We start from the raw sequence: 13100 nt of genomic DNA, 5'->3' as shown, positions 1-13100 counted from the left end.
ACCCGCAGTATGGAAAACCGCCCTCGTGGCGGTTTTTTCATGCCTGGATCTTCCAGCTGTCACCCAGGCATTCATGCAGGTAGTCCATGAATGCGCGCACCTTCGCGGTCATGGCAAAACGATCGGCCAGGCACAGGTAGATATCCATCGGCTCGGTCTGGGCATAGGCCTGGCCGTTGTCGCTGTATTCGAACACAGGCACCAGCGCGCCGGACGCCAGGTAAGGCCGCACGATGAACTCAGCCAGACGCGTGATGCCGCCATCGTGCAGGGCCATCTGCGTCAGGGCGTCGATATCGTCACTGATCAGCACAGTGCCGAAATCCGCTTCAAAACGCAGCCCGTCGCGCATGAAGCCCCACCGCAGGAAGCGGCCGTCGACCGGGTAGCGGAACACCAGGCAGCGGTGCTCGCGCAACGCCTCGGGCGTGGCAGGCACGCCGGCGCTTGCCAGGTAACCGGGAGAGGCGCAGCAGATGAACGGAAAACGGGCAATGTGCCTCGCCAGCAGGTGGTCCTCCAGCTGCGGGGCGATGCGCAGGCTGACATCGACGTCCTCGCGTGCATGGTTGACCCGTCGATCAGTCGTTACCAACTCTATCGAAAGCTGGGGATAACGGGCACTGAATGCCGGGATCAAGGGCGCCAGCACATGGCGACCGAAGGCCGAGGTCGAGGCAATGCATAGGCGGCCTTGGGGCTCGCTGTCGGGGGTTGTGACGGCCAGTTCGGCCTGGGCAAGGTCTCGGTCCACCTGCCTGACCCGCTCGTAGTAGAGCGTGCCGGCGGGGGTCAAAGCCATGCTGCGCGTGGTGCGGGTGAGCAAGCGCACCTGCAGATGCGCTTCGAGGCGTGCGAGGTTCTGGCTCACCGCCGCCGGGCTGAGCCCCAGGCTGCGCGCCCCGGCAGCGATGCTGCCGGCCTCTACCACCTTGATGAAGCTGCGGATGGCATTGAGCAAGTCCATGTCGAGCCCTTGGGATTCGTAAGAATCTCTTTATAAAGAACTCAATGACGATGGTCTACAGCCCTGCCACCGACGATTGCTAACCTGCGCCTCCACTCATCTTTCTGGAGTTCGCATGAGCAACCTGTCCCCTACGCGCAGCCGGCGCAAACTGCGCCCCAGTGCCACACCGTACGTGTTCGCCTTCTACATGTCGTCGATCATGGCGTTATTGATGTGCTTCGTGATCACTGCGGCCAACGCCGGGGTGAACCCGCAGTATCTGAGCAACGTATTGAAGGCCTACCAACTGGCCATGCCGGTGGCGTTCCTCTGCGTGCTGATGGTCAGGCCGGTGGTGCTACGGCTGGTGGCGATTACCGTTCACCCCCATTAACGCCCCCCTCATTGATCACCACACCCTTTGTAGGAGCAGCCTTGTGCTGCGAAGAGGCCGGCACAGGCAACAGACATAGCAGATACCTGCACCGGCCTCTTCGCAGCACAAGGCTGCTCCTACAAAAAAAGCGGCACTATGGCTGCGATGCGATGGCCTTCTCGATCGCTGCCCTGAAGGCCGGGTCGTCCGGCTTGGTCAGGCTAGAGAAGCTGCCAATCACCTTGCCCTTGCGATCCACTACGTATTTGTAGAAATTCCACTTCGGCGCATTGCTCTGGCTCGCCAGCTCGCTGAACAGCGGGATCGCATCCTTGCCACGCACCGGCTGGGCCTTGGTCATGGTGAAGGTCACCCCGTAATTGGCGTAGCAGACCTTGGCAATCTTCTCGCTGTCGGCATCTTCCTGCTTGAAGTCATTAGAAGGCACACCGAGCATCTCCAAGCCCTGCTCGTGGTACTCCTTGTACGTCGCCTCAAGCCCCTCGAACTGCGGCGCAAACCCGCAATAGCTGGCCGTGTTGACCACCACCAGCGGCTTGCCGGCAAAGCGCTGGCACAGATCAACCTGCCCTTTGCCACGCAGTTCGGGCAGGCTGCCCTGCAACACGGCCGGGCAATCCGCAGCCCAGCTCGACGTGGCGGCAAGCAGGGCCAGCACAGGCACCGTCAACCAATGTGCACGCATCGTTCGTTTCTCCCGCAAGACAATCCTTGAACTTGCAGGGTAGCGCTTAACAAACCCCCATGCCCAGTTGCATCAACGCCAACCCACCCTGGTGCCACCCCCACCACACCAGCGCCAGCAGCACGATCGCGGCAGCGGCGAGCAAGCCTTGGGCCAGGTAGCGCTTCATGCGGCCTGGGCCTGCAGGCGGGCGACCGGGCGTTCACGTACCGGCCAGTTGAGGGCGGCGGCCAGCAGGCTGAGCAGGATCGAAATCTGCCAGACCAGGTCGTAGTTGCCCGTGCGGTCGTAGACCACCCCGCCCAACCAGCCGCCCAGGAAGGCGCCCAGCTGGTGGAAGAGGAACACGATGCCGCCCAGCATCGACAGGTTGCGCACACCAAACAGTGTCGCCACTGTGCCGTTGGTCAACGGGACGGTAGAGAGCCACAGCAGGCCCATGGCGATGCCGAACAGGTAGGCGCTGAATTGGGTCACAGGCGCCCAGAGGAACAACACGATCACGACTGCGCGAAGCAGATAAAGCCCTGTGAGCAGGCGCGGCTTGGACATGCGCCCGCCCAGCCAGCCGGCGGTGAAGGTGCCGACGATGTTGAACAGGCCCACCAGTGCCAACACCGTGGTGCCCGTGGTCGCAGCCAGGTGCTGGTCGACCAGGTAGGCCGGCAGGTGCACGCCGATGAACACCACCTGGAACCCGCAGACGAAAAAGCCCAGCGCCAGCAGCCAGAACCCGGTATGCGAGCAGGCTTCACGCAGGGCCTGGCCCAAGGTCTGTTCGGCGCCATGGCTGGGCAGCGGGCGGTCACGCAACAGGCCGACGAGGGGTACGATGAGTGCCACCATCAGGCCCAGGACCAGCAACGCCGCGGACCAGCCCAGCCACTCGATCAAGCCAAGGGTGCCGGGCAGCATGGCGAACTGGCCGAATGAACCGGCCGCACTCGCAATACCCATCGCCATGCTGCGTTTGTCGGCCGGCACGGCACGCCCAACCACACCCAGGATGACCGAGAACGAGGTACCGGAAAGGCCAATGCCAATCAGCAGGCCAGCGCTCAACGACAGCGACCAGGCAGAGTCGGCCATCCCCATGAACATCAACCCGGCGGCGTAGAGAATGCCACCGATGATCACCACGCGCGCCGCGCCCACGCGGTCAGCCAAGGCGCCGGCGAACGGTTGTGCCAGCCCCCAGATGAGGTTCTGCAAAGCGATGGCGAAGGCAAACACACCACGCCCCCAGCCAAAGTCGGCGCTCATCGGCGCCAGGAACAGGCCAAAACCGTGTCGCACACCCAAGGACAGCGCCAGTATCAACGCTGCCCCCACAAGCACCCACCCGCTGGTTCGCCACACCGAAGTCATTGTCGTTATCTCCAGCACATCGCAAGGTTTTGCGGGTATATACCCGCTTATAGTCGCATCAGCTCAAGCCAGTTGTTCCAGCAAGCGCACCAACTCGTCACGCTGCCCTACGCCCAAGCGCTCGACCAGCAACCCTTGGGCCTGCTCCCAGGCCGGGTAAGCTGCTTGCAGCAGCGCCTTACCGGCTTCGGTCAGCAGCACCACGCGGTTGCGTTGGTCGTCGCCGTCAGCCAAGGCCACCAGGCCATCGGCTTCGAGCACCCGCAGGTTGCGCCCCAAGGTGCTGCGTTCGAGGCCCATGGCCTCGGCCAAGGTGGTGATGCTCGGGCGGTCGAGCCGCTGCAAGTGCCGCAACAGGGAAAACTGGGCGACATTGATGCCGAAGCCGGCAAGGGCCTCGTCATAATGCCGGCTCACCCCACGGGCGGCACGACGCAGATGGGTACAGATGCATTCACTGGTCAGCATGGATACGTGTATATACCCGCGTCAGGGGTGTTGCAAGAAGTTTCATCATGACGGACAGCGGCGTGCGAGATCGCTTGCAGGTGATTCAGAGGCCCAGCGCCAACCCCAGCACCACGGTCAGCTCCAGCAACTCGAGCATCGCCCCGGCGGTGTCCCCGGTCGTGCCGCCCAGGCGCCGACACATGAGGCGCCGCAACCAGGCGAACACAGCCACGGCTGCAACCAGCACCCAGATCGCGCCCCAACCGCCCACTGCAAGGCACAGGGCTGCACTGGCGAGCAATACCCACCCAGCAGCAGCGCGCGGCAGATGTTCGGACAGCGCCTGCCCCAGGCCACCGGGGCGTACGTAAGGTGTACAGAGGAACAGGCCCAGCATCGCCGCACGCCCCACCACCGGTGCCAGCAGCAGCTCAAACCCTGCCCCACGCTCGACAAGTACCCACAACGCACAGCACTTCAGCAACAGCACCAGCACCAAGGTCACAACAGCGATCGGCCCGCTGCGCGGATCTTTCATGATCCGCAGCGTGCGCTCTCGGTCGCCGAAGCCACCCAGCCAGGCATCGGCGCTGTCGGCCAACCCATCCAGGTGCAGGGCGCCGCTGAGTAACACCCACAGCGCCAGCAGCAACGCCGCGTGCAAAGGCGCGGGCGTGCCGTGCAGCAGGTGATTGGCCAGCCACAACAGCAGGCCGAACAGCAGCCCGACCAGTGGGTAGCACAACAGCGAGCGGCCTACTTGCTGCGGCGCCGGCATGCCCGGCAAGCTCACCGGCAAGCTGCTGAGAAACTGCAGGGCAATCCAGAACGGCAGCATGTCAGTGCGCCTCGCCCAATTGACCGTCGTCGCGCAGCACCAGGCGCACCAATGCGCCGTGGGCAACTTCCACCTGCAGCAACTGCTCCCTTGGCAGGCCACGTGCACGGGCCAGCAACAGGCGCATCACCCCGCCGTGGGTGACCAGCAGCACGCGCTTGCCGGCATGCTGCTGGCTCAAGCGCTCGACGCCCGCCAGTACACGTTCGGCAAACGCACTGACCGGTTCGCCATTGGGCGGGGTATAGCCATAAGGGTCGGCCCAGAAGCGCCCCAGCGCATCGGCCTGGTCTTCCATGATCTGCGCCGCGCTGCGGCCTTCCCAGTCACCGAAATGCAGCTCCTGCAAAGCGGCCTCACGCTGTACCGGCAGGTGCAGGCGTGCACCCAGCTCATCGGCAAAACGCGCACAGCGCTGCAGCGGCGAGCTGACCAGCACCTGCCAAGGGCCCGCTTCGGCGACCGCGCTGCGCATCTGCGCCCAGCCTTTTTCAGTCAGGGCATCATCAAGGCTGCCACGCAGGCCGCCCTGCTCCGTTTCGCCGTGGCGCAACAGGTCGAGGATCATGCCGGGCGGTCCGCCACGGCCGCTTCGGCAAACGTCGCCATCTGCCCGTGCAGCGCGCAGGCCAGGCGCAACAACGGGACCGCCAGGGCGGCACCGCTGCCCTCGCCCAGGCGCAGGCCCAGCGCCAGCAACGGCTCGGCCTGCAACGCTTCGAGCAAGGCCTTGTGCCCTGGCTCCGCGCCCTGGTGGGCAAACAGCAGCCATGCCCGGCATTGCGGGTTGAGGCGTACCGCCACCAGCGCAGCAACGCTGCAGATAAAACCGTCCACCAGCACCGCGACGCCCTCTTGCGCGCAGGCGATGTAAGCGCCCGCCAAGGCGGCGATCTCGAAACCGCCGACACAGGCCAGCGCCTGCAGCGGGTCGTCAGCACGCAGGCCATGCAGGATCAGCGCACGCTCGATGACTTCGGCCTTGTGCCGCACACCGGCGTTGTCCAGGCCAGTGCCTGGGCCGCTCAACTCTCGCGCTGGGCAGCCCAGCAAGTTACTGGCCAGGGCGGCAGCAGCGGTCGTGTTGCCGATGCCCATTTCGCCACCGATGAACAACTGCGCGCCCTGTTCGACGGCCCGCAACGCGCTGTCTCGGCCGGCCTGCAAGGCGGACTGTAACTGGGCCTCGGTCATCGCCGGCTGGCGGGCGAAGTTGGCGGTGCCGGCGCCCAGGTGCAGATGCCGCACACCGGGCAGCGCCAGGCTGGGGTCGATGGTGCCGAGGTCGACCACTTCCAGGCTGGCCTGCAGCTGGCGCGCCAACACGCTGATCGCCGCGCCGCCGCCAACGAAGTTGCGCAGCATTTGCCCGGTCACGGCCTGCGGGTAGGCCGAAATGCCCTCCTCTACCACACCGTGGTCACCGGCGAAGATCGTGATTGCCAGCTGGTCCACCGCTGGCCGCTCACGGCCTTGCAGGCCCGCCAGGTGCACGGCCAGGCCCTCCAGCTGGCCGAGCGAACCGGCAGGTTTGGTCAGCTGTTGCTGACGGGCGCGGGCCTGGTCCATGGCGGCGTTGTCGAGGGGTTGGCAGGCATCACGCCACCAGGCTTGAGTCATAGTGCAGGTCCTTTGATCATAAGGGGCAGGCCAGCCACGGTCAGCACCACGCGCTGACAGCGTTCAGCAACGGCCTGGTGTAGCCAGCCGGCCTGGTCGACATAACGCCGGGTCAGTTCACCCATGGGCACCACGCCCAGGCCGGTTTCGTTGCTGACCAAGATAACCGTGCCAGGCAACTGCGCCAGGCAGTCGAGCAGCGCATCGCGCTCCTCGGCCAGGCGCTGGTCGTTGTCGAGCATCAGCAGGTTGGTCAGCCACAGGGTCAGGCAATCCACTAACAGGCAGCGCCCTTCGGCCGCTTCGCGGCGCAGCACCGCCGCCAGTGCCAGGGGTTCTTCGATCAACCCCCAGTCAGCGGGCCGGCGTTGGCGATGCAAGCGCACGCGTTCGTTCATTTCGCCGTCCAGCGGCTCGCTGGTGGCGATGTAGGTGACCGGCAGGCCGCTGTCGCTGGCCAGCTGTTCGGCCAGGCGGCTCTTGCCAGAGCGGGCGCCGCCGAGGATCAGGTTGAGCATTTCAGGCGACTCCACACAGCGTGCGCAGGTGCGCGGTGTCCAAGTGTTTTTCCACCAGGTCCGCCAGGCGTTCGATATCACGCTCGCGCAGGGCCTGGTAGTCGATAGTCTCTGCATCGGCCAGCCCCGCCCAGCGCAGCAACGCGGCGCACGACTGGCTGCCTTCGAACAGGCCATGCAGGTAGGTGGCGAGGATCTGCCCATCGGCGCTGATGGCGCCGTCACAGCGGCCATCGTCCAGCTGCACGGCGGGGCGTTCCAGGGCCGGGCCCTGGGTGACGCCGGCATGGATCTCGTAGCCAGAAACCGGCGCGTTTTCCAGGGTCACGGTACCGGCAACGTTGCGCAGTTGCTTGTCGGCCTCCAGTACCGTGGCGTAGTCCAGCAGGCCCAGCCCAGGGCTGGAGCCCGCCGGCCCTTCCAGGCCCAGCGGGTCGTGCACCTTAGCCCCGAGCATCTGCAGGCCGCCGCAGATGCCGATGAGCTTGCCGCCATAGCGCAAGTGGCGGGCAATGGCGGTATCCCAACCCCGCTCGCGCAGTTGCGCCAGGTCGCCACGCACGCTCTTGGAACCGGGCAGGATGATCAGGTCGGCAGGCGGTATCGGCTGGCCGGGCCCGATGAACTGCAAATCCACTTGCGGGTGCAGGCGCAGCGGGTCGAAGTCGGTGTGGTTGCTGATGCGCGGCAGCACCGGCACGATCACCTTCAGTACGCGCTCCCCCTTGGCCACCTGGCGCACGTCGATGCCGTCCTCGGCCTCCAGGTGCAGGTCGGTGACATACGGCAACACGCCCAGCACCGGCTTGCCGGTACGCGCTTCGAGCCAGTCCAGCCCAGGCTGCAGCAAGGCGATGTCACCGCGGAAGCGGTTGATGACGAAGCCTTTGACCCGCGCCTGTTCACTCGGCGACAGCAGCTCCAGCGTGCCCACCAGGTGAGCGAATACCCCACCGCGGTTGATGTCGGCCACTAGGATCACCGGGCAGTCGACCGCTTCGGCAAAGCCCATGTTGGCGATGTCGCCGGCACGCAGGTTGATCTCTGCCGGCGAGCCCGCACCTTCGACCATCACCACCGGGTACGCGGCGCTCAGGCGCTGGTGCGACACCAGCACCGCTTGCATGGCGATGGCCTTGTAGTCGTGATAAGCCACTGCATTCATGCTGGTGACCGCGCGACCGTGGATGATCACCTGGGCGCCAGTGTCGCTGTTGGGCTTGAGCAGCACCGGGTTCATGTCGGTGTGCGGCGCCAGCCGGCAAGCCTGGGCCTGCACAGCCTGGGCCCGGCCGATTTCGCCACCGTCGGCGGTCACTGCGCTGTTCAGCGCCATGTTCTGCGGCTTGAACGGCACCACGCCGACACCCTGGCGCAACAGCCACCGGCACAGCGCGGTCACCAGCGTGCTTTTGCCGGCATCGGAGGTGGTGCCTTGCACCATGAGCGTGGTCATGCCGTTTCCTTTTGATAGTCGGTCAGGGCCTGGGCCAGGCGCTGCTCGTCCGCCGCACTGGCAGGCAAGCCCAGGCGCACGGCGGCGGGCTGCTCGAACAGGCGCACCAGAATGCCGCGCCGGGCAAGAAAGTCATGCAGGTGCGCGGCACGCTCGCTGCGCACGTACTGGAACAGGTCGCAGCCGCCGCTCGGCGCCAGCCCGGTGCTGTGCAACAACGCAGCGAGGCGCTGGCTGCTGGCGGCGCAGCGCTCGATCTGCACCCGGTGGGCAATGTGGTCGGCAAAGCAGGCTTGTGCCAGCACCCGCGTTGGGCCGCTGACAGTCCAAGGGCCGAGCAACTCAGCCAGCCGCTGCAGCACGCTGGGCTGCGCCGCAACAACCCCCAAACGCACACCGGCCAGGCCAAAGAACTTGCCGAACGAGCGCAGCACGATCAGGCCAGGCCGTTCGGCGCAGTCGACCACGCTGTGGGCGGGGGTGTTGTCCATGAACGCCTCGTCGACCACCAGCCAGCCCCCACGCGCCGCCAGTCGCCCATGCCAGTCGAGCAGGCGCTCCCGGCTGACCTGACGGCCGGTCGGGTTGTTGGGGTTGACCAGCACCAGCACATCGAGGCTGTCGAGCGCGCCTTCCACCTGGGCTTCATCCAGTTCGAGCAATGTGTGCCCTGCCCGCTGCCAGGCATACGGGTGCTCGGCATAGCACGGGGTCAACACACCGACCCGGCCCGCCGGGCGCAGCAATGGCAAGGCCTGGATCGCGGCCTGCGAGCCGGCCACCGCCAACAGCTGGCGGGTGCCGTAGTACTGCCGAGCGGCTTCTTCCAGGCCGTCTTCGGTCTCTGGCAGACGCGCCCAGGCGTCGAGTGGAATCGGCGGGATCGGGTAAGGCCAAGGGGCAATGCCGCTGGACAGGTCGAGCCAATGTTCGCGCGCGATCCCGTAGTGACGCACCGCACGCAGCAGACGACCACCGTGTTCAAGCATTCCAGTAAGCTCCCAGGCAAATCAGCAGTACCCACAGCCACACGCCCCGCTGCACCAGGCTCCAGCCACGCTCGATAGCATCGGCATCGGCCATGGGCCCTTCGCCCAGGCGCGGCCGCTCGTGCAGCTCACCGTGATACACCGCCGGGCCGCCCAGCTCGACCCCCAGCGCGCCGGCACCTGCCGCCATCACGGGGCCGGCGTTGGGGCTGTCCCACAGGGGCCCCTGGTTGCGCCAGCAGGCCAGGGCCAGGCGGGTTTTGCCGAGCAGCGCGTAGGTCAGCGCCACCAGCCTTGCGGGAATATAGTTGAGCACATCGTCGATGCGTGCCGCGCACCAGCCAAACCGCTCGAAGCGTTCGTTGCGATAGCCCCACATGGCATCCAGGGTATTGCTCAAGCGGTACAACACCACGCCAGGCGCGCCCGCCACCACGAACCAGAACAGTGCGGCGAACACCGCATCGCTGCCGTTTTCCAGCACCGACTCGGTGGCTGCCCTGGCCACGGCGGGCTCGTCCAGCTCGCGGGTTTCGCGGCTGACCAAGTAGCCGACGCGTCGCCGCGCCTCTTCCAGGTCACCCTGGCGCAATGCGTTCGCCACCGGCAGCACGTGCTCGCCGAGGCTACGCAGGCCCAACGCGCAGTACAGCGCCAGCACGTCGACCAGCCAGCCGATGTACGGCAGCCAGGACAGGATCAGTGCAACCAGGGTCAGCGGCACCACCGCGAGGAACCAGGCGCTCACGCCATGGCTGCGCCAACCGCGCCCTCCGGCATTCAGGCGACGCTCCAGGTTGGCGGCCATGTTGCCGAACGCCACCAGTGGATGACGCCGCTGTGGCTCGCCCAGCAAGGCATCCAGGGCCACCCCGGCCACGGTCAGCAAGGCAACGCTCATGGCTGCTCTCCCCATTGGTTGTGATACAGCAGGTCACTCAAGGGGCGTTCTTCTGCCCAGTTTTCCAGCACCAGCATCGGTGCCGGGTAAAATTCGGTCACAGGCCCCAGGCACAGCACCGCCACCGGCTTGGCCCCCGCCGGCATGCCCAGCAGTTCGGCCAATGCCACGGGGTCAAACAGCGATACCCAGCCCATCCCCAGGCCCTCGGCACGCGCCGCCAGCCACAGGTTCTGGATAGCGCAGGCCAGCGAGGCGAGGTCCATTTCCGGCAAGGTACGGCGGCCAAAGATGTGCGGCTCGCGCTGGTCCATCAACGCGGCCACCAGCAGTTCGGCGCAATCGTTGATGCCTTCGACCTTGAGCGTCATGAACGCATCGGCACGTTCGCCCAGTGCATCGGCCGTGCGCAGCCGCTCTTCTTCGACCAACGCCTGGATGCGCGTGCGCAGGTCGCGCTGGGTGATGCGGATGAACCGCCAGGGCTGCATCAGCCCGACGCTCGGTGCCTGATGCGCCGCAGCCAACAGGCGGGCGAGCAACGCCGGGGCCACCTCGCCACCGGCAAAATGGCGCATGTCGCGGCGTTCGCCGATGGCCCGGTACAGCGCGGCGCGTTCGGCGTCGCTGAAAGCGTGTTCGCTCATGGTCGCAACAGCGCCGCCGCCGCGTTCGGGTTGGAGGGGAAGTAGAAGTGCACGTAGGAAGCCGTCAGGCGGCCCAGGCGATACACCGCCTCGTTGCCACGCCCGCCATTAGGGCTCAGCCCCCGGGCGATCGGCGCCAGCTCGGTGCTGGTGAGCGAGTGATGGTAGGTGTGGCCACGCAGGGTGCCTTCGGGCAGTTCCACTGCCTGCAAGGCCAATGCGGCCAGGCGCTTCTGCATGGTCGCCTCGCCCGTCAGCAAGCCGAGCAGTTCGGCACGCTCACCCGCTACGTCGGTCAGTGCGTCGAGCAGGTAAAGCATGCCGCCACACTCGGCCAGCAACGGCTTGCCCTGGGCATGATGGTCACGGATCGCCGCGCACATCGGCGTGTTGGCCGCCAGTGCGTGGTGGTGCAGTTCCGGGTAGCCGCCCGGCAAGTACAGGCTGTCCACAGCGGGCAGTTCGCAGTCGTGCAGCGGCGAGAAGAACACCAACTGCGCGCCGAGGTTGCGCAGCAGGTCGATATTGGCACCATAAAGGAAGGCGAACGCCTCGTCCCGCGCGACGCCAATGCGCACACCGGCCAATGAAGCGGCGGCCGGCTGCGGTTCCGGCTCGGCAAACGCCACGGGCGGTGGTAAAGCGGCATCGCAACTGGCGCCCAGCGCTTCGGCCGCAGCATCCAGGCGGGCATCCAGGTCGTTCAGCTCGCTGGCCTGGACCAAGCCCAGGTGGCGGCTGGGCAGTTCGATACCGCGCTCACGCGACAGGCCGCCGTACCAGCGCAGCCCTTCGGTCAGGCTGCCTTCTAGCAGCTGCGCATGGCGCAAGCTGCCGACCCGGTTGGCCAGCACGCCGGCGAATGGCAGGTCGGCCTGGTAACGCGCCAGCCCCAGGGCCAGGGCGCCAAAGGTCTGGGCCATGGCCGTGCCGTCGATCACCGCCAGCACCGGCACGCCGAAATGACGCGCCAGGTCGGCGCTCGACGGGGTGCCGTCGAACAGGCCCATGACCCCTTCGATCAAGATCAGGTCAGCCTCAGCGGCTGCTTCCCATAGCAGGCGACGGCTTTCCTGCGCGCCGATCATCCACAGGTCGAGCTGGTAGACCGGTGCGCCGCTGGCACGCTCCAGGATCATCGGGTCGAGAAAATCAGGCCCACACTTGAACACCCGGACCTTACGCCCGAGGTTACGGTGCAGCCGGGCCAAGGCTGCGGTCACAGTGGTCTTGCCCTGGCCGGAAGCCGGCGCCGCGATCAACACGGCCGGGCAATGTCGCAGTTCACTCACAGTTCAACGCCCTTCTGCGCACGGATACCCGCCTGGAAGGCGTGCTTGAGCATGCCCATCTCGGTGACGGTATCGGCCAGTTCGATCATTTCAGGCTTGGCCGCGCGGCCGGTAACGATCACGTGCTGCATCGGCGGGCGAGCCTGGATGTCGGACAGCACCTGATCGAGGTCGAGGTAGCCATGCTTGAGCGCGATGTTCAGTTCATCGAGTACCACGAACTGTACGGTCGGGTCTTGCAGCAGCTGGCGCGACACGGCCCAGGCGGCTTCGGCGGCGGCGATGTCGCGCTGGCGGTCCTGGGTCTCCCAGGTGAACCCCTCGCCCATCACGTGGTAGCGCACCTGCTCCGGGAAGCGCCGGAAGAACAGCTCTTCGCCGGTGCTGTTGCGGCCTTTGATGAACTGCACCACGCCGCACTGCATGCCGTGGCCCAGGGCGCGGGCGAGCATGCCGAAGGCCGAGCTGCTCTTGCCCTTGCCGTTGCCGGTCAGCACCAGCAACAGGCCGCATTCATTAGGGGAATTGGCGATGCGCTCGTCGATGACCGCCTTTTTGCGCTGCATGCGCGCCAGGTGACGTTCGTCGCGTTCGGTGGGTTCGCTCATCAGGGTTCTCCGCAGGCTGACGCCACGCGAGAAGCGGCGACAGGTCGATAGGCAGGCAGACGGAGAACGCGCAGGAGCCGTGGCTGGACGCCACGGTGCACCGCGCATCACCCTCCGTGATGCCGTTGGCTGAATCAGGCCGGTCTCCGGGCTTATGAGCGGGCCTTGGCCCACGCCTGCGCGCCTTCCCGGATGCTGGCATCCAGTGGCTGTGCGCGACATTTGACTCACTTACCGTTGCGGGGGCAGCGCCGGGCTCGCGCCTTTGCTGGCGCCCACCGGCTTCCCAGTTTCACCCTGCCCAGACGGGGCTGGCAGGGCACCTGAAACACGCGCGAAGGTTAGAGGGTTGGGGCGGGAGCGTCAATCGAACGCGCCCGCC

At 66.3% G+C, this 13100-nt stretch carries 17 protein-coding genes and 1 riboswitch; of the genes, 2 read left to right on the top strand and 15 right to left on the bottom strand.

The genetic code is table 11. From position 1 onward, the window contains the following. Window positions 1-37 precede the first annotated feature (37 nt). Window positions 38-967 carry a LysR family transcriptional regulator gene (locus D886_RS0121535; protein WP_027595878.1) on the bottom strand — a complete coding sequence of 310 codons (930 nt, stop codon included), beginning with the start codon at window positions 965-967 and terminating at the stop codon, window positions 38-40. 115 nt (window positions 968-1082) lie between these two features. Between D886_RS0121535 and D886_RS0121530 the strand changes: the two genes are divergently transcribed. After that, window positions 1083-1343: a DUF2798 domain-containing protein gene (locus D886_RS0121530; protein ID WP_027595877.1), complete on the top strand. Its 261-nt coding sequence runs from the start codon at window positions 1083-1085 to the stop codon at window positions 1341-1343. Between the two features lie 136 nt (window positions 1344-1479). Here D886_RS0121530 and D886_RS0121525 read toward each other — a convergent pair whose 3' ends face one another. From D886_RS0121525 to cobO, 14 genes are all read right to left on the bottom strand, one after another. Continuing rightward, complete coding sequence (locus D886_RS0121525; protein WP_027595876.1) at window positions 1480-2031, bottom strand: glutathione peroxidase; 552 nt, start codon at window positions 2029-2031, stop codon at window positions 1480-1482. A gap of 46 nt (window positions 2032-2077) precedes the next feature. Continuing rightward, window positions 2078-2200 carry a hypothetical protein gene (locus tag D886_RS28625; protein ID WP_256215250.1) on the bottom strand — a complete coding sequence of 41 codons (123 nt, stop codon included), beginning with the start codon at window positions 2198-2200 and terminating at the stop codon, window positions 2078-2080. Continuing rightward, window positions 2197-3399, bottom strand: coding sequence for an MFS transporter (locus tag D886_RS0121515; RefSeq protein ID WP_027595875.1), 1203 nt, complete (start codon window positions 3397-3399; stop codon window positions 2197-2199). The genes D886_RS28625 and D886_RS0121515 overlap by 4 nt, the downstream gene beginning before the upstream one ends. A 63-nt stretch (window positions 3400-3462) precedes the next feature. Then, a complete protein-coding gene (locus D886_RS0121510; protein ID WP_027595874.1) occupies window positions 3463-3867 on the bottom strand; it encodes a MarR family winged helix-turn-helix transcriptional regulator in 405 nt (134 codons plus the stop codon). An 85-nt stretch (window positions 3868-3952) separates the two neighbouring features. Continuing rightward, entirely contained in the window at window positions 3953-4687 is a 735-nt protein-coding gene (locus D886_RS0121505; protein ID WP_027595873.1) for an adenosylcobinamide-GDP ribazoletransferase, read from the bottom strand. A gap of 1 nt (window position 4688) precedes the next feature. Continuing rightward, the gene (gene cobC / locus D886_RS0121500; protein ID WP_027595872.1) at window positions 4689-5255 is read right to left on the bottom strand and encodes an alpha-ribazole phosphatase family protein; all 567 of its coding nucleotides are present in this window, start codon (window positions 5253-5255) and stop codon (window positions 4689-4691) included. Then, the gene (gene cobT, locus D886_RS0121495) at window positions 5252-6307 is read right to left on the bottom strand and encodes a nicotinate-nucleotide--dimethylbenzimidazole phosphoribosyltransferase (RefSeq protein ID WP_027595871.1); all 1056 of its coding nucleotides are present in this window, start codon (window positions 6305-6307) and stop codon (window positions 5252-5254) included. Before cobT ends, cobC begins: the two co-directional genes overlap by 4 nt. Then, window positions 6304-6825 carry a bifunctional adenosylcobinamide kinase/adenosylcobinamide-phosphate guanylyltransferase gene (gene cobU / locus D886_RS0121490; RefSeq protein ID WP_027595870.1) on the bottom strand — a complete coding sequence of 174 codons (522 nt, stop codon included), beginning with the start codon at window positions 6823-6825 and terminating at the stop codon, window positions 6304-6306. Before cobU ends, cobT begins: the two co-directional genes overlap by 4 nt. 1 nt (window position 6826) lies before the next feature. Beyond that, the gene (locus D886_RS0121485) at window positions 6827-8281 is read right to left on the bottom strand and encodes a cobyric acid synthase (protein WP_027595869.1); all 1455 of its coding nucleotides are present in this window, start codon (window positions 8279-8281) and stop codon (window positions 6827-6829) included. Next, window positions 8278-9270, bottom strand: a complete 993-nt coding sequence (cobD, locus tag D886_RS0121480) for a threonine-phosphate decarboxylase CobD (RefSeq protein WP_027595868.1) — start codon at window positions 9268-9270, stop codon at window positions 8278-8280. Before cobD ends, D886_RS0121485 begins: the two co-directional genes overlap by 4 nt. Further along, the gene (gene cbiB, locus D886_RS0121475; RefSeq protein ID WP_027595867.1) at window positions 9263-10171 is read right to left on the bottom strand and encodes an adenosylcobinamide-phosphate synthase CbiB; all 909 of its coding nucleotides are present in this window, start codon (window positions 10169-10171) and stop codon (window positions 9263-9265) included. The genes cobD and cbiB overlap by 8 nt, the downstream gene beginning before the upstream one ends. Continuing rightward, window positions 10168-10818: a 5,6-dimethylbenzimidazole synthase gene (gene bluB, locus D886_RS0121470; protein WP_027595866.1), complete on the bottom strand. Its 651-nt coding sequence runs from the start codon at window positions 10816-10818 to the stop codon at window positions 10168-10170. Before bluB ends, cbiB begins: the two co-directional genes overlap by 4 nt. After that, entirely contained in the window at window positions 10815-12110 is a 1296-nt protein-coding gene (locus tag D886_RS0121465; RefSeq protein ID WP_027595865.1) for a cobyrinate a,c-diamide synthase, read from the bottom strand. Before D886_RS0121465 ends, bluB begins: the two co-directional genes overlap by 4 nt. Beyond that, the gene (cobO, locus tag D886_RS0121460; protein ID WP_027595864.1) at window positions 12107-12718 is read right to left on the bottom strand and encodes a cob(I)yrinic acid a,c-diamide adenosyltransferase; all 612 of its coding nucleotides are present in this window, start codon (window positions 12716-12718) and stop codon (window positions 12107-12109) included. The genes D886_RS0121465 and cobO overlap by 4 nt, the downstream gene beginning before the upstream one ends. Between cobO and D886_RS28925 the strand changes: the two genes are divergently transcribed. Then, window positions 12705-12851: a hypothetical protein gene (locus D886_RS28925; RefSeq protein ID WP_371098401.1), complete on the top strand. Its 147-nt coding sequence runs from the start codon at window positions 12705-12707 to the stop codon at window positions 12849-12851. The two genes, cobO and D886_RS28925, sit on opposite strands and share 14 nt — an antisense overlap. Continuing rightward, window positions 12838-13060: riboswitch (cobalamin riboswitch) on the bottom strand. Its footprint overlaps the gene before it by 14 nt. Between the last annotated feature and the right edge of the window lie 40 nt (window positions 13061-13100).

It is taken from the genome of Pseudomonas sp. LAIL14HWK12:I7 (genome assembly GCF_000483465.1).
Lineage (GTDB): Bacteria > Pseudomonadota > Gammaproteobacteria > Pseudomonadales > Pseudomonadaceae > Aquipseudomonas > Aquipseudomonas kermanshahensis.
This window is presented reverse-complemented; position numbering and strand designations above follow the sequence as displayed.